Origin of the sequence: Rhodococcus sp. B50 (genome assembly GCF_013602415.1) — a bacterium.
Lineage (GTDB): Bacteria > Actinomycetota > Actinomycetes > Mycobacteriales > Mycobacteriaceae > Rhodococcus.
Genome location: NZ_WPAG02000002.1, coordinates 4,239,098 through 4,260,158 on the forward strand (window position 1 = coordinate 4,239,098; position 21,061 = coordinate 4,260,158).

Genomic DNA, 21,061 nt, shown 5'->3' on the forward strand with positions numbered 1-21,061 from the left:
CCGATCAGACCGTGATCGAGCGTCGAATGATCTTTCCGGTTGCGTTGCGGGGCAGCAGGTCCTGCGTGATCCGCCATACGGTGGGGATCTTGTAGTAGGCCAACCGCTCGGCGCAGTACGACCGTAGATCCTCCTCGGTGAGCGTGCTCGTGGACCGCAGCACGACGACAGCGGCGACTACCTGTCCCAGGTCCTCGTCGTCGACACCGATCACCGCGCTCTCCACGACGTCGGGGTGCTCGTCGAGACGCTGTTCGATCTCCGTCGGATAGACGTTCTCTCCCCCGCGCAGGATCAGGTCGGACCGCCGTCCGGTCAGTCGCAGACGACCGTTCTCGATGGTGCCGTAGTCCCCGGTACGCAACCACCCCTCGGCGGTGATCGCCGCATCAGTGGCTTCCGGATCCTCCCAGTACCCGAGCATGACGTAGGGACTGCGGACGCACACCTCGCCCTCGCGGCCGTCGGGTACCCGTTCGCCGAACGGATCACGGATCTCCATACTCACGGTGATGATGGGGCTACCGAGGGTGCCCGGGAACGCTTCGAGTTCGGGGGCCGTTGCCAGAGCGACGGCCGTGCTGCACTCGGTCAGGCCGTAACTGTCCACCAGTGCCTGGTCGGCGAAGGGGAACTTCTCGCGCAACCGCTGCTTCAGCGCGGGGGAGGACGGTGCCGATGCGAGCGCGAATGCCGTGAGCGAGGACAGGTCGTACCTGCCGGGGTTCTCGTGGTCGAGCATGCGGGCTGCCATGGTCGGTACCGCGCCCCAGTTGGTCACCTTCTCCCGCTCGATGAGCGCGAACACCTTGTCGATGTCGAATGCGCCCTCGGTCATGACGACGGCGCTGCCCGTCGCCAGTCGCGGGATCGCCAGATTGTGCAGGCTCGCGATGTGGAAGAGCGGTGACGCCAGCAGGTATCGGTTGTCGCTGGGTACCGAATCGTCGTAAGGGCGCTGGTACATCGCCGCGACCAGCGCGTCCGAGTAGCGGTGGTAGTCGACCACCGCGAGCACGTTGCGGTGCGAGTGCAGGGCGCCCTTGGGACGACCGCTCGTCCCGCTGGTGAACAGGATGACCGCGGGATCGTCCTCGGCCACATCGGCGGACGGCAGCTCGGAGCCGGCTCGCTCGGCGACGATGCGAGGCACATCCTTCTCGAGGGAGAGCAGTTCGAATCCGGAGACGTCGGCAGCGGCCAGCAGTTCGGTGCGCTTGGCATCGGCGAAGATCACCTTCGGTCCGGCGAGGTCTACACCGTAGGTGATCTCGGCCGGAGTCCACCACGAGTTGAGTCCCACCGCGATCGCGCCGAGGCACTGGGCGGCCCAGAAAGCGACGATCCATTCGGGCGAATTGGCTGCCAGCACGGCCACACGATCACCCTTGCGCACGCCGTAGTCGTCGCGCAGTGCGGTGGCGAGCGCGGCCACCGCGTCGGCGTGCTCCGTGAACGAGATGCGGCGATCGGCGGTGACGAGGTAGTCGCGGTCTCCCCACTGCCGGGACGCGGCGACGAGATCGCCGATGCGACGATCGCGATTGCGCATCACCGGCATGCGGTTGCCGCGCACGTCCTCCTCGACGATCTCGAATCGGCCCCCCGGACCGGTGAGCTGGGAAACGATCGTCTGCATCATCTGCTGCAGATCTACTGGTGTTGCCAAGGATTCGCCTTTCTGAGGTCCCGCACGTATCGTCGCGCAGCACGGCGTACGCAGGGTTTACGAAGCTCGATCGAGGTGACGTCCTGCACAGAGTCTACGAGCTGTGTCTGCAATCACAGATCCGTCTCGGTGAGCGGGAGTGGTACAGGTCTCACCCGAACGGCTGGCTACCTTCGCGGCACCCGACCTTCCTTCGGGCACCCCCCTCATCGCGCCTCGGCCCCGGCCGAGACGAAGGAGTCCATCGTCGTGAAACTCAGTGCTGCATCGAAATCGATGGCGGGTCTGTTCGCCGTCGCAGTGGTGACCTCCGCCTGTGCATCGGACCGGGGCGCCGACCCGTCGGCCGGTGCGCTCGCCCCGGCGGGTGCAGGTGTCGCGGCGGCCGCCCAGCCGGCCGAGGCGTCGTTCGGAACACTCACCTCCCCGTGTGGACCTGGCGAGGCCGCCGGGAACACCGATCAGGGAATCAGCGACACCGAGATCCGCATCGGCTACGGCGACGATCGCGGTTACGCCAAGAGTCCCGGTCTGAACAAGGAGATCGGTGACGCCGTCACCGCCATGATCGACTGGTGCAACGCCCAGGGCGGCATCAACGGCCGCACGATCGTCGGCACGAACTATGACGCCGCGATGACGCAGGCCAACGCGGTGATGCAGGACGCGTGTGCGAGCGAGTTCATGATGGTCGGCCACGGGTTCGCCATGGATCAGACCTCCGAGCAGACCCGGGTCGCGTGCAATCTCGCCGCTGTTCCCGCCTTCACGGTGTCCCCGGACGCGGCCAACGGCCCGATGACCTACCAGGGGGTTCCCTTCCCTGTCGACTATGCGAACGGTTCGCAGTGGTTCCAGATCGCCGAAATGTACCCGGAGTTGCGCGGCGAGTTCGACGTCGTCGACAGCACGATGCCCACGATCATCTCGGCGAGCACCAAGATCAGGTCCATCGCCGAGGCTGCCGGTTTCACGCTGAAGAACTGTGGCGTCACCCTCAACTACGAGGGGGAGTCGAGCTATGCGCCCTTCGCCGAGAAGTTCAAGCAGTGCGGGGTCAAAGGTCTGTGGACCTCGCGTTCTCCGGTGCCGGCCGAGTTCAACTTCGTGAAGGCGCTCGATCAGGCCGGCATCGATCCCATCCTGCTCGGTGAGGCCACCTGGTACGGCAACGCCGCACAGGCGTGGAACGGCGAGAACGGTCTGCTCGACAACCTGCACGCCGGCATGACCTTCCAGATGATCGAGAATGCGGACGCCGTCCCGGCCGTGAAGAAGTACGTCGAACTCGTCACGAAGCAGGGCGGCAAGACCGCGCTGCTCGGAATGCAGGCCACCTCCTCATTTCTGCTGTGGGCGACCGCCGCGGACGCGTGCGGATCCGATCTGACCCGTCAGTGCGTCGTCGACGAGCTCTCCCGGATCCACGATTGGGACGGCGGCGGACTGCACGCGGTCACCGATCCCGGGAACAACATGCCCGCGACCTGCGGCCTCGTCGTGAAGCTCAGCGGCGCCGAGTACACCCAGGCCTTCCCCACGGAGCCGGGCACCTTCACGTGCGACGACCGCTATCGCGTCGCGACCGATCCGAGCACGTGGGGCACGGAACTCGGCCCCGACCGCATTGCGACGAAATACCTGAACCCGAACGTCATCAGACCGACCGTCTGAACGCAGGGGCCGGTGCCGGTGAGGCGTGACACGCGCTCGCCGGCACCCCGACCAGAGGTACTCGTATGGACACCTTTCTGACCTTCACGATCGTGGGGTTGGTGCTCGGATCGGTTTACGCGATCGCTGCATCGGGCCTCGTTCTCACCTACAACACGTCCGGAATCTTCAACTTCGCGCACGGCGCGCAGGCGATGCTCGGGGCGTTCGCCTACTGGCAACTGCGCTACGGCTGGGGTCTGCCCACGCCGGTCGCGTTGCTCCTCGTCCTCGGCGTGCTCGGCCCGATGATGGGCCTGCTGCTCTACGTCGTCATCATGCGCGGGATGCGCGACACCGCCGAGGTCACCAAGATCGTTGTCACGGTGTCGATCCTGCTCGGCATGCTCTCGGTGTCACACTGGTTCTGGCATCCCGAGACCGCGCGCACCATGTCGATGTTCTTCGGCGACCAGGCGAGGATCGACGTTCTCGGCGTCACCATCCGCTACCACGAGCTGATCTGTATCGCGGCCGCGGTGCTCATCGCGGTGGGGCTGCGCGTCATGTTCGTCCGCACGCGCGTCGGTGTCGCGATGCGAGGTGTCGTCGACGATCCCGACCTCCTCCGTCTGAACGGACACGACCCCGACCGGCTCGCTGCCCTGTCCTGGATGATGGGTTCGACCCTCGCAGTGCTGGCCGGTGTCCTCGTCACACCGATCAACGGCGGCACGCTCGAAGCGAACATGTTGACCCTGCTCGTCATCGACGCGTTCGCGGCGGCGATGTTCGGCCGGTTGCGCAGCATCCCCCGCACCTTCGCAGGGGCGCTGTTCCTCGGCCTGGCGGCCACCTACGTGCTTGCCTACTTCCCCACGGCGTGGACGTGGACGTCGAATCTGCGGGTCTCTCTGCCGATGATCGCGCTGTTCGTGGTTCTCGTCGTGCTACCGCAGGACCGCCTGCGCGGAGCCGTGACCCGCACCCGAGAGCGATACCACGTGCCGTCGGTGCGCAAGGCGATCGCCTGGGCGGTCGTGCTCGTCGTCATCGTCTACGCTCTGCGGCTGTTGATGGTGACGTCGGCGATCACGACCCTGACGATCGGAATGACCTTCGCGATCATTGCGCTGTCGCTGACCCTGCTGACCGGCTACGCGGGCGAGATGAACCTGGCGCCGGTGTCGTTCGGGGCCATCGCCACGATCGTGGCATTCCATTTCGGTATCTCCGGAACCGGATTGGCCGCCCACCTGAACCTGTGGGGCGTAGCGCTCGGTGTGACTGTCACCGCGGTGATCGGCGGGCTCATCGCGCTCCCGGCCCTGCGGTTGCGCGGTCTCTATCTGGCTCTGGCCACCATGGCATTCGGAGTGTTCCTGTCGAACATGGTGCTGCGCGACACCACCTGGCACGAGTTCTTCGGCATCAGGTTCTCGTTGTTCACCGACGGCAGCATCGCGATCCCGCCGTTGAAGGTGGGGCCGCTGGACCTGCGGAACGAGACTACTTTCCTCATGACGGTCACGGTGATCTTCGCCGTTCTCGGTGTGGGTGTGATTGCCTTGCGCAACAGTGGATACGGGCGTCGTCTCGCGGCGATGAAGGACAGCCCTGCTGCGGCGGCGATGCTCGGCCAGAGTCTGGTGCGTCTCAAACTCGGCGTGTTCACGCTGTCGGCGGGTATCGCGGGTCTGGGTGGTCTGTTCATGTCGAGCGCGATGGGGTCGGTGTCGAGCGAAAGTTTCTCGATCATGGTGAGCCTGTCGCTGTTGATGCTCACCGTCGTGGCCGGTATCGGATACGTCTCGGGTGCACTGTTCGGCGGCCTGCTGTCGGGCGTCGGTTTCGCCGTCATCATGGTGTCGTTCTCGAATCTCGCAGCGGAGCAACCGGAACTGGCCGGCATGTGGACATTCCTCGGGCACGTCGCCGCGGTGAGTCCGGCCTTGATCGGTATCGGGGTCGCGGCCAACCCGAGCGGCAGCGTCCATCAGATGGTCGAGGGCTACCGGCGGCTGAAGAACGCGAAACCGGTGCTCGCCGGGGGAGCTGTGGTGGTACTCGTGTCGTACCTGCTCGCACTCGTCGGCGCACTCGACAATTGGTGGTTCGCGTCGATCACCATCGCCACGGTGTTCATGCTCCCGGTGATGGGGCAGTGGCTGATGCCCGAAGCGGTACTCGGCGTGGAGGAAGCGCGACGCCGTGCCCCCTTGATCCCGGAGCGGATCGGTGTCGACGAACCCTACAGTGCGCAGGCGCGGGACGAGATCGATCGTGAACTCGGCATCGACGGATATCTGTCCGCGCGTTCCGCCGGAACGGAAAAGGAGCTGATTCCGCATGGCTGAGAACCCGATTCTGGAAACTCGCGGTATCACCGTAAGATTCGGCGGACACGTCGCGGTCAAGGACGTGAGCATCGGGATCGAGCCCGGGACCGTGACGGGCCTGATCGGTCCCAACGGCGCCGGGAAGACGACACTGTTCAACACGATCACCGGCTTGCAACGCCCGACGGCCGGCACGGTGCTCCTCGACGGTCGCGACGTCACGTCGCTGCCCCCCTACAAACGCGCCCGCATGGGCATGGCCCGCACCTTCCAGCGACTCGAACTGTTCGTGTCGCTGTCCGTGCGGGACAACCTCCGGGTGGCCGGTGACATCCACAATGCCAACGGACACGACAAGATCGATGTGGAGGAGCACGCCGATCGGCTTCTCGAGTTGACCGGACTGGCCGACATCGCGAGTACCGATGTCTCGGATGTGCCCACCGGACGCGCACGCGTGGTGGAGGTGGCGCGCGCGTTGATGACCTCGCCGCGCGTGCTGTTGCTCGACGAGCCCGCGTCCGGGCAGACGGAACAGGAAACCGAGGCGTTCGCAGGGCTGCTCGACGACCTGGCGAGCGACGGACTCGCGATATGCCTTGTCGAGCACGATATTCCCCTCGTGATGAAGATCTGTTCGCGGATCCACGTACTCGACTACGGCGCGGTGCTCGCGAGCGGCCTTCCGGATGAGATCAGGAACGATCCGGCAGTGATCAACGCCTATATCGGCACCGAGGAGGAGGCGGTATGAGTAGCGGAGCGTTGCTCGAACTGTCCGGCGTCCGAGCCGGATACGGTGCGATCGAGGTGTTGCACGGCGTCGACCTGGTGCTGGAACCGGGAGCGGTGGTCGCCCTGCTCGGTCCCAACGGCGGAGGCAAGACGACGACCCTGCGGGTGTGTTCGGGCATCCATCCCGTGGCGTCGGGGGAGTTCCGGTTGGCGGGCCGCGTCGTCAACGGTGTGTCCGCGGCGGAACTCGCACGCCTGGGGGTGTGTTCCATTCCCGAAGGGCGCGGAATCTTCCCCAATCTCACCGTGCGCGAGAACCTGTGGATCGGGACCGGCACCGGTGTCCCGCTCGCGGATCTCGAAGAGGTGGCCTACACCCGATTTCCGGTTCTCGGCGAACGCCGGTCGCAGCTGGCAGGCTCGATGTCCGGTGGCGAGCAGCAGATGCTCGCCCTGTCGCGGGCGCTCGGGACCGACCCCACGGTGCTCCTGCTCGACGAACTGTCGATGGGCCTCGCACCTCGTATCGTTTCGCAGATCTACGACATCGTCGGCGAACTCGCCGCCGACGGGGTGTCGATTCTCGTAGCCGAGCAATTCGCACGGGCAGTCCTTCCCATCGCCACCAGCGCCGCATTGATGCTGCAGGGCCGGGTGGTTCGCACGGGTGATCCGGCGGAGATGGAAGAAGAACTGTCCACCACCTATCTAGGAGGATGACCATGACCGCACTCGTCGACGAACGACGTGAACAGTTCAAGAAAGACGTCGCAGCACTGGGCCTCGACGCCGCAGGCTCGGATTCGGGTGGAAAGGCCAGGATCATCGGCCTGATCCTGATGGTGGTCGGCGCCGCCGCGGTCTTCGTCGTCTACGTCGCATCGCTGACGCTGTCCGACACGCGTGATCTGCTGTCCTACCAGTTGCTGGCTCTGGGATTCGTGGCGCTCACCGTGATCGGCGCGTCCGTCCACCTTGCGGCCGCGGTCACTCGCGTCCTGAAGCTGTGGCTGGTCAGACAGTTGCTCGAGAGCAACGCGCAGGCGGAGCGACTCGCGCAGACGCTCGCACGCAACGACTGATCGCGCATGCGCCGAACGCGGCGACGGCCCACCCCACAGGGATGGGCCGTCGCCGTTGTCGGTGTGCCGGGATCAGCTGCCCGCAGCCTCGAGACCGGTGGTGATATCGGCGAGGATGTCGTCGATGTTCTCGATGCCCACGGCGAGTCGCACGAGACCCGGGGTGACGCCTGCGGCGATCTGCTCCTCGCCGGTGAGCTGCGAGTGGGTCGTCGACGCGGGGTGGATGACCAGGGAGCGGACGTCGCCGATGTTCGCGACGTGGCTGTGCAGGGTCAACGCGTTGACGAACCGCTTGCCGGCGTCGATGCCGCCGGAGAGCTCGAACACCACGATCGCACCGGCGCCGCGTGGGGTGAGCTGCTGGGCGCGGTCGTACCACGGCGACGACTTCAGACCGGCGTAGGCGACGGAGGTGACCTCCGGGCGTCCCTCGAGGAACTCGGCGACCTTCTGCGCGTTCTCCACGTGCCGCTCGATCCGCAGGCTCAGCGTCTCGAGGCCCTGCGAGATGAGGAAGGCGTTGAACGGGGAGACCGCCGCGCCCATGTCGCGCAGAAGCTGCACGCGCGCCTTGAGCGCATAGGCCGGTGCGCCGAGATCGGCGAAGACGACGCCGTGGTAGCTCGGGTCCGGGGTGGTGAAACCGGCGTGGCGGCCCTGCGTCCAGTCGAACGTGCCGCCGTCGACGATGACACCGGCGATGGCTGTGCCGTGGCCACCGAGGTACTTGGTGGCCGAGTGGACGACGATGTCGGCACCGTGCTCGAGGGGGCGCAGCAGGTAGGGGGTGGCGACCGTGTTGTCGACGATCAGCGGCAGCCCGTTCTCGTGGGCGACACCCGAGATGCCGGGCAGGTCGAGGATGTGGTTCTTCGGATTGGCGATCGTCTCGCCGAAGAACGCACGGGTGTTGTCGCGGACGGCTTCACGCCACTGGTCGAGGTTGTCGGGATCCTCGACGAAGGTGACCTCGATGCCGAGCTTCGGCAGCGTGTAGTGGAACAGGTTGTAGGTGCCGCCGTAGAGATACGGGCTCGACACGATGTGGTCGCCGGCCTGCGCCAGGTTGAGGATTGCGAAGGTCTCGGCGGCCTGACCGGAGGCGAGCAGGAGGGCGGCGACGCCACCTTCCAGGGCGGCGATGCGCTGCTCGACCGCGTCCTGCGTCGGATTCATGATGCGGGTGTAGATATTGCCGGGCTCGGCGAGACCGAACAGCGCAGCGGCGTGATCGGTGCTGTCGAAGGTGTAGCTGGTGGTCTGGTAGATGGGCAGGGCCCGGGCCTTCGTGTCGCCGCCGGCAGGCTGGCCCACGTGGATCTGTTTGGTCTCGAAGCTCCAGTTCGCGCTGGGATCGATTGCTTCAGGGGTGGTGTCACTCATGACTCTGCTCCGGATTCGGGATGTGTTGTGATCGTCGACATGCTGACCTTCGGGCCCCGGACACGACGCCGTCGGGTGGCAGCATCGCGGGGGCGGGAACGGGTGCGGCGGTCAGCGGGCCCGGCACCCGCGGATACACGACAGGGGGGCACGACGGTGCGGCGACCGGATCGCGCGCTCGTACGTCTTGCTCACGGTCCCGACAATAACCTGTCCGAACGATTCCGACCATCCTCATAGGGATTCACTCTCGCCGGGAAACTGACTCCGGAGTACCTACAGTCTGTGTGCACCTCTTCCGGTGTGACCGCTGTTACTGCTAACGTTCTGGAACAGATTCCAGTTTCATGAGGCGCGCAGGGTCGTGGCCAGTACTTTTGGAGGTGCAGTTGACTGCCGTCGACTCCGCGCTCGAGCCTGTCGGTACCTCGTCCAAGCGAGATCTTCCTCCATCGATGGTCGATCGGATGACCCTCATCCTGGAGGCCTTCGACAGCCGCGGCGCCCTCACTCTCGAAGAGGTCACCTGCCGCTCGGGGTTGCCCCGCTCGACCGTCCACCGCATCCTCGACCACCTCGTGCGTCGCGATTGGATCGAGCATGCATCCTTCGGCTACTGCCTCGGCCCGCGTGCCCTCGGTCTCGGTGGCAGCGACACCGGTCACCGCCGCATCAGGGAGGCCGCCGCACCGCATCTTCACGACCTTGCGATGCAGACCGGCGCCGTCGTCCACTTGACGGTGCTCGAAGGCAACGAGGTGCTCTACCTCGACAAGGTGGGTGGGCAGTTCGCCTCCACCGTGCCCTCGCGGGTCGGTGGGCGATTCCCTGCCTACGCAACCGCGGCCGGCAAGTCCATCCTCGCGTGGCTCGAGCCCGAACGCATCGATTCGCTCTACGGCAAGCAACTCGTTCCGTGCACCGAGCGCACCATCCGCGATCACGTCGCACTGCATCAGGAGCTCAACCGCATTCGCAAGCGGCGTGGCGTCGCGTTCGAGCGCGAGGAGGCCGCGCGGGGCATCGGCTGCGTGGGTGTCGCGCTCCGCGGCGTCGACGGCCCCGTCGCTGCCCTGTCGCTTGCGGCGGACGCCCGCTCGACCCGCCTCGAATGGGTGGCACCGATCGTCGCCGACACCGCCCGGAAGATCACGCGCACCCTGTTCCCGGAGCAGGAGCGTGATGACAGCCTGTCGGGTGCCACCGAGAAGGTGGGCTGACACTCTTCCTTTTTCATCACGAACGACTGTGCGCAGTTCTCGTCGGAACCCCTCGCGGGGTCGACGAGAACTGCGCACAGTGCGTTCTACGGCGGTATGCCGTCTCAGAGCAGGTGGACCTTCTTGTAGAGGATCTTCGACGGTCCGCCGATGAGGCCGACGTTGTCGAGGAAGGTCATCAACTTCGCGCCGGACTTGCGCACGCGATCGTGATAGTGCTTGTTGCCCTTGGCCTCTCGCAGAGCGCGCTCGCGGTCGAGGCCCGCATCGGCGTAGACGTCGGGGTGGATCATGCTCTTGACGACGAAGAACACCACGAGCGCGGTGTTGAAGCGCTCGAACGCCAGGCGTGCGCGGCTCGCACCGGCGAGTCGGCGCGCGACCTCCTCGCGGGCGAAGCGGATGTGGCGCGCTTCTTCGAGGACATGGATCTTCGACACCGCGCGGGTGACGGGCTGGACCCGCTCGTCGCGCATGAAGTCGCGCTGCATCATGTCGAGGATCTCCTCGGCCGCCATGACCGATGCATAGGCGTTGGCGCCCTTGAACACATGACCCCACAAACGGCCGAGTTGGTGGATGTAGCGCGGCGGGCCGTAGCCCGGCATGTTCAGCCGCTCGCCGGCGCGCGCGAACATCACCGAGTGGCGGCATTCGTCGGCCACCTCGGTGAGGGCGAACTGGACGTGGCGTGAATGCTTGTCGCGGTCGTAGACGTCGCGCAGGAGCATCTGCATGAGCAGGATCTCGAACCACAGGCCGACGCTCGAGACGCTCGCGGCCTCGTGCTTCGTCAGCTCGATGCGCTGTTCGTCGGTGAGTTCGTCCCACAGCGCGGTGCCGTAGAGGGTGCTCCATTCGGGGGTCATGCCGAACTTGTCGTCCGGAACGGGAGCCTCCCAATCCACTTCGACGACCGGGTCGTACGACTTGCGCGCGGACGAAGCGAGCAGTCGTCCGGCGGTTTCCTCCCGATCGGACAGTGCGACGCCGGGGAGGAAGCCCTTGCTGGTCTCGCGGGTGAGCGATGCGGTCATGTCTCCACCTTTTTAGTGTGACGACTGGTAACTGTTATCCAGGTTAGCGTGATCGCGCGCACAGCACAATGCCCGCGACTCGTGTCGCGGGCATCGGGACGGAACGGGACGGGTGCGGCTATGAGCGTCGAGGTGCCCAGAACGCAGAGATCACCGCGCCGACCAGCAGAATCGCGGCCACTGCCCACGACGCCTGTTGCAGTCCGTCGAGGAAGGCGTTCTGTGCGAGCTCGGCGAGTTGCTCGCCCTGCGGGCCCGCCTGCTCCGCGACCTGTATCGCGGCGGCGAGGGAATCCTGCACGGCGGACCGTGCCGGTTCGGGGATCATCGGCGCCACCGGATCGATGCCGTGCCCGTACGCCGCGGCGAGGACACTGCCCGTGATCGCGACGCCGATCGCCGCACCGATCTCCCGGGTCGCGTCGTTGACGGCCGACGCCACCCCCAACTGGTCCTCGGGAGTGTTGGTGACGATCGCGTGGGTCGCGGGAGCCGTACAGATGCCGACGCCGACGCCGGCGATGGTCAGTGCGAACGCCACTTCGGCGTAGGTGGAGTCGGCGTCGAGCAGACCCATGAGGATCAGTGCGGCACCGATCAGTGCCAGTCCCGCACTGAGCAGGATGCGAATCCCCACCCGCTTCAACAGTGCGGGCACGGCGAGGGACAGGCCCATGACGACGAGGAAGATCGGGGTCAATGCCAGGGAGGCCCGCAGCGGCGAGTAGCCCAGTACGAGCTGCAGGTACTGCACGATGAGGAAGAACAGACCGAAACCGGCGAGGTACTGGAACGACAATCCCGCCGCGCCCACACCGAACGCCCGCTGACGGAACAGCCGTACGTCCAGCAGCGGTGCCGTCGACCGGAGTTCGACGAGGACGAAGCCGGCGGCTGCCGCCAGGCCCGCAACCATCGATCCGAGGGTCACCACGTCCGCCCATCCGCGATGGGGACCCTCCATCACACCGAGGACGAACAGGCCCACGGCGAGAACGACGAGGATGCCGCCACCGAAGTCGAACGGCAACGGTTGCGTGGAACGCGACGAGGCGATGGTGAACGACAGGACGACCAGCAGGAGCGCGATAGCGGCGGAACCACCGAAGATCACCCGCCACGACGCGTATTCGAGCACCAGGCCCGAGAGGATCATGCCGAGCACTGCACCCGATCCGGCCACACCGGCCCAGATGCCGATGACGCGCGCCCGATGGGCTTCGACGAAACCTGCGGTGATCAGCGACAGTGTCGACGGCATGACGAGCGCCGCACCGACACCCGCGATCGCCCGCGCGCCGATGATCCACAACGGTGCGTCGGCGAACAGCGGAAGCAGGGAACCGGCGGCGAAGACGATCAGGCCGACGATCATGACGCCGCGGCGACCGAGCCGATCACCCAGCGCACCGGCCGGGAGGAGCAACGCTGCCAGCGTCAGCGTGTAACCGTCGACGATCCATGTCAGCTGCGACTGCGTCGCGCCGGTGTCGACCGCGATATCGGGCAATGCGGTGTTGAGCGAGGCCATCGCCGCGATGACCACGGCGACGGCCGAGCATGCGACGGCGAGAAGCCGGATCTGTGCTCGCGTCATGCGAGGAGGTGCGGTCGTGGTCGCGGTGGTGTCGGACACGGGAGCCTTCCGGACGGAGGGGAATGCCGGTACCAGAAACGAGACTGTCGGTATCGTAGCTGAACCGTCGGTCTCACAACATGCTTCGCTCGCAGCGACTACAACTGGAGTCGTGAGCGTCGATCCCGAAGCAGAACCCCGCCGTGACGTCGAGTCCCGGCCCGCCGGCTCTCCCCGCGACGAGGACCCGCGCCGGGTGCGCTCGCGTGCCCGACTGCTCGACGCCGCCACCACCCTCCTCGCGACCGGCGGTGCCGACGCCGTGACGATCGATGCGGTCACCGCCTCGGCGGGCGTCGCGCGGGCCACCCTCTACCGGCACTTCGCGAACGGAACCGAACTGGTCGCCGCAGCCTTCGCGCGGCTCCTCCCGCCGGCACCCCCGGTCCCGGAAGAAGGCGACCTCCGTACCCGGCTCGTCGAACTGCTCGCCGCACAGGCACGCATCATCGAGGAGGCGCCCATCCCGTTGACGGCGATGTGCTGGATGGGACTGGGCCCCGGTCTCGGCGAACTGACGAAGGAACCGGGACGCAGTACCCGGCCCGAACTGCAGTCGCTGCGGGAGATCCTCGTCGACCGGTATCGCTCGTCGTTCGATCGGGTGCTCGCCACCGCCGAAGCCCGTAGCGAACTCGGCGAATTCGATTACGACCTGGCGTTGGTCCAGTTGCTCGGACCGATCGTCTTCAACCGCCTCGCCACGCTCGCGCCTATGGATGGGCGCGCGTGCGAGCACATCGTCGACGATTTCATCGCTGCGCGCAGGGCCCGCCGGACGGACCGCTAGAGCCCCATGTCCTCGTCGCCCAGACCGTCCGCGCCCACGGCCGTCGTCTCCCGCGGGCGACGCAGGACGTACAGGCGGGAATGCTGGAAATCCCGCAGCCGTAGCGTGCGCACGGTCTGGAACCGGAATTCGTCGCAGTCGGCGAGCGCATCGGCGAGGTTCTCGTCGACGAGGGTCGTGCCCGGTCGCGCCGCACCCGTGAGGCGGGCCGCGATGTTGACGACCGAACCGAACAGGTCGCCGAAGCGCGGCAACGCCTGACCCCACGCCAGCCCGATGCGCAGATCCGGGTAGTCCTTCTGGGCCACGAACGAATCCTGCAGGTCGAGGGCGATACGCGCGGCGTCGACCGGGCGTTCGGCCGCGAACATCACCTCGTCACCGACAGTCTTGATCACCCAGCCGTTGTGCCGGGCGATGACATCGGAGACCTCCGATTCGAAGTAGTCGAGCAGTTCGCTCAGCGCGGCCGCGTCGATCTGCCGGGTCAGCCGCGTGTAGCCGACCATGTCGGCGAAACCGACGACCAGCTCGTGGAGCTCACCGGAATCCTGCGGTCGCGCGGCGGCGCGGGCGGTCGTGGCCACCAGGTGCCGACGCCACATGTGGCTCTGGAGGCTCACCGCGAGCTCGGTCGTGCGATCGACGATGTGGTCGATCAGGGCGCGGATCTCCTCCTCCTGCGGGGGACTCTCCGATTCCTCGTAGGCGGCGGCGAGTCGCGTGAAGACGTGGGTGTTGAGCAGATTCAGCTGCCATTCGGTCAGCCGCGACATCGACTGTCCGATCGACCGGGCCGCGGGCACCTCGAGGCGTTCGTCGATCGCGCCGCTCGCGATGATGGCCGCTGTCGCGCGCAGGGCCTCGACGTCGCCGTCCGTGAACATCACGACGTCCGGATCGGGATCGACGGTCAGACCGAGAGCCTGCCAGAGTCGACGCACACGCGCAGGTTCGAGTCCGCACAATCCGGCCACCTCGTTCAGGGTGTAGCGAAGAGGACCGCCGAGCAGCGCGCTCTCCAGCTGTGACTGGATCACGGACAGCACGTCGGTTCCTGATGGTGCCGGATCGGACGGGGTCACGCCTCCATCCTTACCGTGCCCGTGGTTCATGCGCGCGGCAGGTCGTGTCGAACACGTGTGCAGGCGTGTCGTACGGATGTGCGACAGTGACCGTCATCGAAGCACTGCCGACCTTCGGCGAACCGAGAAAGGACGTCGCATGCCGCCCCGCAGACGCGCGGATCACCTGACGGAGGAACAACTCGGAGAGCTCGGTGCCGCTCTCGCCGAGGGGCGCCGCACGACCGTCTACCTCGTCGAGGGCATTCCGAGTCTCGGCATCGATCCGGGGACGTCGGCGCGGGTGGTGTCGATCAGCGGCAGCACGGTGACGGTGCGGCCGAAGGGTGTCGACGACGAGTTGCCGTTCGAGGTCGACGAACTGCGCGCTACCCGCGAACCGGCCGGAACCAAGCGTGCACCGGCGAAGGCCGCGCGCACGTCCGCCGTCGCGAAGCCCGCACCGGCCAAGGCTGCACCTGCGAAGGCCGAGACCCCGCGGCCTGCCGCACCGAAGCCTGTCGCACAGAAGCCGGCCGCCCCGAAGTTCGAGACCCCGAGGTCCGAAACCCCAGCACCCACTGCCGTTCCCCGCTCCCAGGAGAAGAAGCCCGTGACCCAGACGACCTCCGCTTCGTCCGACGCTCCCGCGTCCCGGCCGCCGGCACCGGCCAAGCCGAAGGCCCCGGCCCGCAGCAAGGCGAAGAAGGCGCCGTCGATCACGATCACCGTCACCATCGATCCGGAGAACGAGTGGACGGTGGGGGTCGCGCACGGCACCCGCAAGGTCGGAAAGCCCACGCCGGTCGCGCCCGATGCCGTCGAACGGGCGGTGAAGGAACTCGGCGATCCCACGGCCACCGAGGCCGTCCACTCGGTGATCGACGAGGCGCGTCGCGCGGCCGAAGAACGGGTCGCGCAGCTCAGCCGCGAACTCGAGGAAGCCCGTCAAGCTCTGGAAAGCTTGGGCGCAACCCGGAAATCCGGCGGAAACCTCTAGTACGCTCAGCCCGACGGCCGCCGGACGGCGCAGTGCAGGAGGGGCCCCATGTTCAGGAAACTGGTTGTTGCAATCGCAAGTGCGGTCGCGCTGGTCGGAGCGGGTTCGGGAGTGGCCGTCGCGGCGCCCCCGGTCACCCTCGGCGGCGGTTCGGGAATCACTCTCGGAGACAACGGGCAGGACATCTTCGACTGCACGCTCACCACGATCGGTAACGACGCCGCCGGTCGCCTCGTGGGTCTGACCGCAGCGCACTGCGGCGCTCCCGGCATGACGGTGAAGGCCGAATACGACGTCGCCGCCGGGCCCGTGGGTCGCATCGTCTCGGCCAACGAGAGACTCGACTACGCCGTCATCGAGTTCGACCGAAGCAAGGTGGTTCCGGTCAATCGCGTCGGCAACGTGACGATCACGGGCCTCGGCGCTCCCGCGGGCTTCCCGAACATCGCCTGCAAGGAAGGCCGCACGACAGGCAATACATGCGGAGTCGTGTGGGGCGACGTGTTCGGCTCGCAGGAGACGTGGACGCAGGTCTGCGTCGTCGAAGGCGACTCCGGTGCGCCGCTGGTGGTGGGCACGACGCTCGTCGCGATGGTCAATGCCTACCTGCTCGCGGCGTGTGTCGGTCCCGAGGTCGGCACCAACATCGACGTGATCATGGCCGATATCGATGCCAGAGGTGGGCCGGGCGCAGGTTTCCGCCCGATCTAGCAGCAGCTCGGCGGCGGAAGGGTTCACCCGACCCTCATCCGCACACCGCGCCGTTCGATGCGGAACCGACCAGCTTCGTGTACTTCGCCAGTACACCCCGGGTGTAGCGCGGCGGCAGTGGTTCCCAGCCCTGCCGCCGCGTTTCCATTTCCTTCTCGTCGACCAGCACGTCGAGGAGGCCGTTCGAGACATCGAGGCGGATCCGGTCGCCGTCGCGGACGAATGCGATGGGGCCGCCGTCGACGGCCTCCGGGGCGACGTGCCCGACACACAAGCCGGTGGTGCCACCGGAGAACCGTCCGTCGGTGAGCAGCAGGACGTCCTTGCCGAGACCGGCGCCCTTGATGGCACCCGTGATCGCGAGCATCTCGCGCATGCCCGGGCCGCCCTTGGGACCCTCGTAGCGGATGACCACCACGTCGCCGGCGGTGATGGTGCCGTCCTCGAGCGCATCCATCGCGGCGCGTTCGCGTTCGAAGACCCGGGCCGTTCCCTCGAAGACCGATTCGTCGAAACCTGCGGATTTCACGACCGCTCCGCCGGGGGCGAGACTGCCCCGCAGGATCGTGATGCCGCCGGTGGGGTGAATGGGGTCGCTCAGAGCGCGCAGCACCTTGCCGTCCGGGTCCGGGGGTGCGATGCCGGCGAGGTTCTCCGCGACGGTGTTCCCGGTGACGGTGAGGCAGTCGCCGTGCAGCAGACCCGCGTCGAGCAGCGCCTTCATGATGACCGGGACGCCGCCGATGTGATCGACGTCCTTCATCACGTGCCGGCCGAACGGTTTGACGTCGGCGAGATGCGGGACCCGTGCGCCCACTCGGACGAAGTCGTCCAGGCTCAGATCCACGCGGGCCTCGTGCGCGATCGCGAGTAGGTGGAGCACGGCGTTCGTGGATCCACCGAACGCCATGACCACCGCGATGGCGTTCTCGAACGCCTCCTTGGTGAGGATGTCCGAGGCCGTGATGCCGCGCTTCAGCAACTCGACCACCGCCTGTCCGCTGCGCCGGGCGAAACCGTCGCGGCGACGATCGGTGGCGGGCGGGGATGCGCTTCCCGGCAGCGACATGCCGAGTGCTTCGGCCGACGCGGCCATCGTGTTCGCGGTGTACATGCCGCCGCAGGCACCTTCACCCGGGCAGATGGCTCGTTCGATCGCGTCGAGATCGGCCTCGGACATCAGGCCCCGCGCACACGCCCCGACCGCCTCGAAGGCGTCGATGATCGTCACGTCGCGTTCGGTGCCGTCGGACAGTTTCGCGATGCCCGGCAGGATGGACCCGGCGTACAGGAAGACGGCGGCGAGATCGAGGCGGGCCGCGGCCATGAGCATGCCGGGCAGGGACTTGTCGCATCCCGCGAGCAGCACCGACCCGTCGAGCCGCTCGGCCTGCATCACCGTCTCGACGCTGTCGGCGATGACCTCCCGGGATACCAGGGAGAAGTGCATGCCCTCGTGCCCCATCGAGATCCCGTCGGACACGGAGATGGTGCCGAATTCGAGCGGATATCCACCTGCGGCATGCACACCCTCCTTGACCGCTCGGGCCAGCCGGTCGAGCGGGAGATTGCAGGGCGTGATCTCGTTCCACGACGACGCAACCCCGATCTGCGGCTTACCCCAGTCGTCGTCGCCCATGCCTACGGCGCGGAGCATGCCGCGCGATGCGGCCTTCTCCATGCCGTCGGTGACGTCGCGGCTGCGGGGCTTGATGTCGGGCCGGTCCGTCATGAGGCCTTCCGGGGGTCGCGGCCGGTCAGGGCGAGGAGCCGGTCCTGTGGGGGAGCGTCGTCGGGGAGCGGGACGGGATCGGCGAACAGACCGCTCGAGGCGAGCATGTCCTTCTGGGGTTCGATGTCGGCGAGCACGGCGTCCACGAGTTCGGCGTCGAGGGTCTCGTCGGCGCCGATGGCCCGCGCGAGATCCCAGGTGTGCACGGTGATGTCCGCGACCTGCTGTTTCATGTAGTCGAGGCACGGGACGGTGCCGTAGGACAGGTGGACCTCCTGGGCCGGCGCCGCCATGGCCCACGCGGCGGTCGCCTGCTCGGCGAAGCGCGCCCATTCGGCGGCGAGGTCGTCTCCGATCGGTTCGAGTGCGGCCTTCGCGTCGTCGAGGGAACGACCCGAGAGCAGCGGCTGGATCCAGCGCTGCTCGTCGACCATGTGCCACACCAGGTCGGTGACGTCCCATTCGGTGTCCGGGGTCGGGGCGTGCCAGTCGCGGATCTGCGCGACACGGTCGTCGAACTCGCGACGCGCGGTTCGTTGCAGGGAGAGCCAGTCGGTCGCCATGTCTCCCAGCGTAGGGCGCGGGATGCTCGGATCACGGCGATTTCAACTCCTGCGATCATGTGCGGGATGCGGGACGATCGGAAGCTGCACAGCGTCGCTATCGAGGAGAAGTACATGCCTGTTCCCACCGTCCAGCTCGCGCCCGGTCTCGTCGTCAGCGCCCAGGGTTACGGCGCGATGTCCGTCGCCCCCGCCTACGGCGCGGTGGACCTCGACGAGGCGCTCGCGACCCTGCATCACGCCGTGGACCTCGGGATCACCTTCATCGACACCGCCGACGTCTACGGCGACGGCACGAGTGAGAAGGTGGTCGGCGCGCTGCTCGCCGAGCGACGGGACGAAGTCCAGCTCGCGACGAAGTTCGGTCTCGTCGGTGCGGTCGGCGGCACGGGCACCGCCAACCGTCGCATCAACGGCCGTCCCGAGTACGCGAAGCGGGCCGTCGACGAGTCGCTGGGACGTCTCGGCGTCGACCACGTCGACCTGTACTACCTGCACCGCGTCGATCCCGAGGTACCGGTCGAGGACACGGTGGGTGCCCTCGCCGAACTCGTGCAGGCCGGCAAGGTGCGGCACATCGGACTGTCGGAGGCCACCGGCGACGAACTGCGCCGCGCACACGCCGTGCATCCGATCGCGGCGATCCAGTCGGAGTGGAGCATCGTCTCGCGCGACGTCGAACGGCACGTCGTGCCCACCGCTGCCGAACTCGGTATCGGCTTCGTGCCGTACTCCCCGGTGAGCCGAGGACTGCTCACCGACGCCTTCGACCCCGCGCAGGTGGTGGAGAACGACCTGCGCACGCGCTTCCCGCGTTTCGGCGCCGACGCTCTGCCGGCCAACCTCGCGGTGCGTGAGGAGGTGCGTGCCGTCGCGCAGGAAGCGGACGCGACGATTGCGCAGATCGCCCTGGCATGGCTGGATGCGAAGGGCCGCGAGTTCGGTTTGCCGTCGGTTTCGATCCCCGGCACCCGCTACGCGAGTCGCGTCACCGAGAACGCCGGCGCACTCGACGTGACGCTCACGGACGAGCAGGTCGCGCGGCTGGATCGTCTCGCCGGCAAGGTCGCCGGTGCTCGTGCAGCCGACCCGACGTGGGTGTCGCTCGGACGCGAATAATTAGCCTTGTTAACAGACCTGCGCGTATCGTCTGCTGGACATGAGGGCATGGCTGGTCTGGGGTATCGGAGTCTTCGCCTACATCGTCGCCGTCCTTCACCGGACGGCGTTCGGTGTCTCCGGGCTCGCCGCCACCGAACGTTTCGAGATCTCACCGTCGGTGCTCTCCGGCTTCGTCGTCCTCCAGCTCATCGTCTATGCGGGGATGCAGATCCCTGCCGGTGTGCTGCTCGACAGGTTCGGTTCGCGCCGGATGATCGCGACCGGCGCCGTGATCCTCGCCATCGGTCAGGCCGTCCTCGCCGTCACCGAGTCACTGCCGGTCGCGTATCTCGCCCGTGTGCTGGTCGGTGTCGGGGACGCCCTGACGTTCATCTCGGTGCTGCGTCTCGTGCCGGTGTGGTTCGCCCCGCGCCGGGTGCCCGTCGTCTCCCAGCTGACCGGCATCTTCGGCCAGCTCGGCCAGGTGCTCTCCGCCGTGCCGTTCGTCCTGCTGCTCACCGGCACGGGCTGGGCGGCCGCATACGGCAGCGCCGCGGCGCTCGGCCTGCTCGCGTGCGTCCTGGTGCTCGCGATCGTGCGCGACACCCCGCCGGGTGAGACGCGGGAGGCCACGGCGTCGGGACTGAGGGAGGTGATCGGCGGTCTCGGCACGGTGTGGCGGCGTCCCGGTACCAAACTCGGCTTCTTCACCCACATGGGCACGCAGTTCTCGGTGACGACCTTCGCGCTCATGTGGGGTGTGCCGTATCTGGTCTCCGCGCAGGGCCTGTCACCCGCGGCGGCCGGTTCGATGCTGACCGTCTCGGTGGTTACGGCCATCTCCGCCGGGCCCATCCTCGGCGTGCTGTCGGGACGTTTCCCCACCAGGCGCTCGTGGCTCGTGCTCATGATCATCCTGGCCAGTGCCGTGACGTGGTCGGTGGTACTCGCTCTGCCCGGGCCCGCGCCGGTGTGGTTGCTCGTGGTGCTCGTGATCGTCATCTCGGTGGGCGGGCCGGGGTCGATGATCGGCTTCGACTACGCCCGTACCTTCAATCCCGGGACCGCGCTGGGCACGGCCAACGGCATCGTCAACATCGGTGGCTTCCTCGCGACGCTGCTGGTCGTGCAGACGATGGGCATCGTGCTCGACCGGCTCGGCGGCTACACCTTCGACGCCTTCCGCGTCGCGTGGTTCGCCCAGTACCCGATCTGGGTGATCGCGCTCGTCGGCGTGCTCGTGACCCGAGGGCGCGCCCGCCGCGAGGCCGGCATCGAAGCCCGCTCGCTGCGGGCGGTCGTGCTCGACCGGTTCGGGCGCGGCAGACGCTGATCCTCGGTCG

General features: G+C 67.2%; 18 protein-coding genes. 11 read left to right on the plus strand and 7 right to left on the minus strand.

Translation table 11 applies throughout. From position 1 onward, the window contains the following. Positions 1 to 4: 4 nt before the first annotated feature. Positions 5 to 1,642: a class I adenylate-forming enzyme family protein gene (locus tag GON09_RS19990; protein ID WP_213934533.1), complete on the minus strand. Its 1,638-nt coding sequence runs from the start codon at positions 1,640 to 1,642 to the stop codon at positions 5 to 7. Positions 1,643 to 1,945: 303 nt separating this feature from the next. Here GON09_RS19990 and GON09_RS19995 point away from each other — a divergent pair, with 303 nt between their 5' ends. The 5 genes from GON09_RS19995 (at position 1,946) to GON09_RS20015 (ending at position 7,478) form a co-directional block, all read left to right on the plus strand. Then, positions 1,946 to 3,343, plus strand: a complete 1,398-nt coding sequence (locus GON09_RS19995; protein ID WP_213934534.1) for an ABC transporter substrate-binding protein — start codon at positions 1,946 to 1,948, stop codon at positions 3,341 to 3,343. A 65-nt stretch (positions 3,344 to 3,408) separates the two neighbouring features. Further along, positions 3,409 to 5,679, plus strand: coding sequence for an ABC transporter permease (locus GON09_RS20000; RefSeq protein ID WP_213933341.1), 2,271 nt, complete (start codon positions 3,409 to 3,411; stop codon positions 5,677 to 5,679). Next, positions 5,672 to 6,415, plus strand: a complete 744-nt coding sequence (locus GON09_RS20005; protein ID WP_213933342.1) for an ABC transporter ATP-binding protein — start codon at positions 5,672 to 5,674, stop codon at positions 6,413 to 6,415. Before GON09_RS20000 ends, GON09_RS20005 begins: the two co-directional genes overlap by 8 nt. Next, positions 6,412 to 7,116, plus strand: a complete 705-nt coding sequence (locus GON09_RS20010; protein ID WP_213933343.1) for an ABC transporter ATP-binding protein — start codon at positions 6,412 to 6,414, stop codon at positions 7,114 to 7,116. The genes GON09_RS20005 and GON09_RS20010 overlap by 4 nt, the downstream gene beginning before the upstream one ends. A 2-nt stretch (positions 7,117 to 7,118) precedes the next feature. Further along, on the plus strand, positions 7,119 to 7,478 hold the full coding sequence (locus tag GON09_RS20015) for a hypothetical protein (RefSeq protein ID WP_374195349.1): 360 nt from the start codon (positions 7,119 to 7,121) through the stop codon (positions 7,476 to 7,478). 72 nt (positions 7,479 to 7,550) lie between these two features. Here the strand turns inward: GON09_RS20015 and GON09_RS20020 are convergent, their stop codons facing one another. Next, on the minus strand, positions 7,551 to 8,864 hold the full coding sequence (locus GON09_RS20020; protein WP_213933345.1) for a bifunctional o-acetylhomoserine/o-acetylserine sulfhydrylase: 1,314 nt from the start codon (positions 8,862 to 8,864) through the stop codon (positions 7,551 to 7,553). 389 nt (positions 8,865 to 9,253) lie between these two features. Here GON09_RS20020 and GON09_RS20025 point away from each other — a divergent pair, with 389 nt between their 5' ends. Continuing rightward, entirely contained in the window at positions 9,254 to 10,084 is an 831-nt protein-coding gene (locus GON09_RS20025) for an IclR family transcriptional regulator (RefSeq protein WP_374195350.1), read from the plus strand. A gap of 104 nt (positions 10,085 to 10,188) precedes the next feature. On the opposite strand, the gene GON09_RS20030 is transcribed toward GON09_RS20025, so the two are convergent. Together GON09_RS20030 and GON09_RS20035 are read right to left on the minus strand one after the other, a co-directional pair. After that, a complete protein-coding gene (locus GON09_RS20030; protein ID WP_213933346.1) occupies positions 10,189 to 11,121 on the minus strand; it encodes an AurF N-oxygenase family protein in 933 nt (310 codons plus the stop codon). Between the two features lie 118 nt (positions 11,122 to 11,239). After that, the gene (locus GON09_RS20035; protein ID WP_213934536.1) at positions 11,240 to 12,718 is read right to left on the minus strand and encodes an MFS transporter; all 1,479 of its coding nucleotides are present in this window, start codon (positions 12,716 to 12,718) and stop codon (positions 11,240 to 11,242) included. A gap of 235 nt (positions 12,719 to 12,953) precedes the next feature. On the opposite strand from GON09_RS20035, the gene GON09_RS20040 reads away from it, so the two are divergent. Beyond that, complete coding sequence (locus GON09_RS20040) at positions 12,954 to 13,547, plus strand: TetR/AcrR family transcriptional regulator (RefSeq protein WP_213934537.1); 594 nt, start codon at positions 12,954 to 12,956, stop codon at positions 13,545 to 13,547. On the opposite strand, the gene GON09_RS20045 is transcribed toward GON09_RS20040, so the two are convergent. Further along, complete coding sequence (locus GON09_RS20045) at positions 13,544 to 14,632, minus strand: adenylate/guanylate cyclase domain-containing protein (RefSeq protein WP_213933347.1); 1,089 nt, start codon at positions 14,630 to 14,632, stop codon at positions 13,544 to 13,546. The two genes, GON09_RS20040 and GON09_RS20045, sit on opposite strands and share 4 nt — an antisense overlap. 139 nt (positions 14,633 to 14,771) lie before the next feature. Here GON09_RS20045 and GON09_RS20050 point away from each other — a divergent pair, with 139 nt between their 5' ends. Together GON09_RS20050 and GON09_RS20055 are read left to right on the plus strand one after the other, a co-directional pair. Continuing rightward, positions 14,772 to 15,611, plus strand: a complete 840-nt coding sequence (locus GON09_RS20050) for a DUF6319 family protein (RefSeq protein WP_213933348.1) — start codon at positions 14,772 to 14,774, stop codon at positions 15,609 to 15,611. 48 nt (positions 15,612 to 15,659) lie between these two features. Next, a complete protein-coding gene (locus tag GON09_RS20055) occupies positions 15,660 to 16,322 on the plus strand; it encodes a serine protease (protein ID WP_213933349.1) in 663 nt (220 codons plus the stop codon). Positions 16,323 to 16,356: 34 nt separating this feature from the next. Here GON09_RS20055 and ilvD read toward each other — a convergent pair whose 3' ends face one another. Both ilvD and GON09_RS20065 read right to left on the minus strand, forming a co-directional pair. After that, positions 16,357 to 18,054: a dihydroxy-acid dehydratase gene (ilvD, locus tag GON09_RS20060; protein WP_213933350.1), complete on the minus strand. Its 1,698-nt coding sequence runs from the start codon at positions 18,052 to 18,054 to the stop codon at positions 16,357 to 16,359. Continuing rightward, positions 18,051 to 18,617 (minus strand): TIGR03086 family metal-binding protein, encoded by a 567-nt coding sequence (locus tag GON09_RS20065; protein ID WP_213933351.1) that lies wholly within the window; start codon positions 18,615 to 18,617, stop codon positions 18,051 to 18,053. The genes ilvD and GON09_RS20065 overlap by 4 nt, the downstream gene beginning before the upstream one ends. Before the next feature lie 114 nt (positions 18,618 to 18,731). On the opposite strand from GON09_RS20065, the gene GON09_RS20070 reads away from it, so the two are divergent. After that, on the plus strand, positions 18,732 to 19,736 hold the full coding sequence (locus GON09_RS20070) for an aldo/keto reductase (RefSeq protein WP_213933352.1): 1,005 nt from the start codon (positions 18,732 to 18,734) through the stop codon (positions 19,734 to 19,736). A 40-nt stretch (positions 19,737 to 19,776) separates the two neighbouring features. Next, a complete protein-coding gene (locus GON09_RS20075; protein WP_213933353.1) occupies positions 19,777 to 21,051 on the plus strand; it encodes an MFS transporter in 1,275 nt (424 codons plus the stop codon). Positions 21,052 to 21,061: the final 10 nt, after the last annotated feature.

Bases quoted from the DNA above. Each gene is read 5' to 3' on its own strand.
- GON09_RS19990 (WP_213934533.1), bottom strand. From the start codon at position 1,642: ATGATGCAGACGATCGTTTCCCAGCTCACCGGTCCGGGGGGCCGATTC.
- GON09_RS19995 (WP_213934534.1), top strand. From the start codon at position 1,946: ATGGCGGGTCTGTTCGCCGTCGCAGTGGTGACCTCCGCCTGTGCATCG.
- GON09_RS20000 (WP_213933341.1), top strand. From the start codon at position 3,409: ATGGACACCTTTCTGACCTTCACGATCGTGGGGTTGGTGCTCGGATCG.
- GON09_RS20005 (WP_213933342.1), top strand. From the start codon at position 5,672: ATGGCTGAGAACCCGATTCTGGAAACTCGCGGTATCACCGTAAGATTC.
- GON09_RS20010 (WP_213933343.1), top strand. From the start codon at position 6,412: ATGAGTAGCGGAGCGTTGCTCGAACTGTCCGGCGTCCGAGCCGGATAC.
- GON09_RS20015 (WP_374195349.1), top strand. From the start codon at position 7,119: ATGACCGCACTCGTCGACGAACGACGTGAACAGTTCAAGAAAGACGTC.
- GON09_RS20020 (WP_213933345.1), bottom strand. From the start codon at position 8,864: ATGAGTGACACCACCCCTGAAGCAATCGATCCCAGCGCGAACTGGAGC.
- GON09_RS20030 (WP_213933346.1), bottom strand. From the start codon at position 11,121: ATGACCGCATCGCTCACCCGCGAGACCAGCAAGGGCTTCCTCCCCGGC.
- GON09_RS20035 (WP_213934536.1), bottom strand. From the start codon at position 12,718: ATGACGCGAGCACAGATCCGGCTTCTCGCCGTCGCATGCTCGGCCGTC.
- GON09_RS20050 (WP_213933348.1), top strand. From the start codon at position 14,772: ATGCCGCCCCGCAGACGCGCGGATCACCTGACGGAGGAACAACTCGGA.
- GON09_RS20055 (WP_213933349.1), top strand. From the start codon at position 15,660: ATGTTCAGGAAACTGGTTGTTGCAATCGCAAGTGCGGTCGCGCTGGTC.
- ilvD (WP_213933350.1), bottom strand. From the start codon at position 18,054: ATGACGGACCGGCCCGACATCAAGCCCCGCAGCCGCGACGTCACCGAC.
- GON09_RS20065 (WP_213933351.1), bottom strand. From the start codon at position 18,617: ATGGCGACCGACTGGCTCTCCCTGCAACGAACCGCGCGTCGCGAGTTC.
- GON09_RS20070 (WP_213933352.1), top strand. From the start codon at position 18,732: ATGCCTGTTCCCACCGTCCAGCTCGCGCCCGGTCTCGTCGTCAGCGCC.
- GON09_RS20075 (WP_213933353.1), top strand. From the start codon at position 19,777: ATGAGGGCATGGCTGGTCTGGGGTATCGGAGTCTTCGCCTACATCGTC.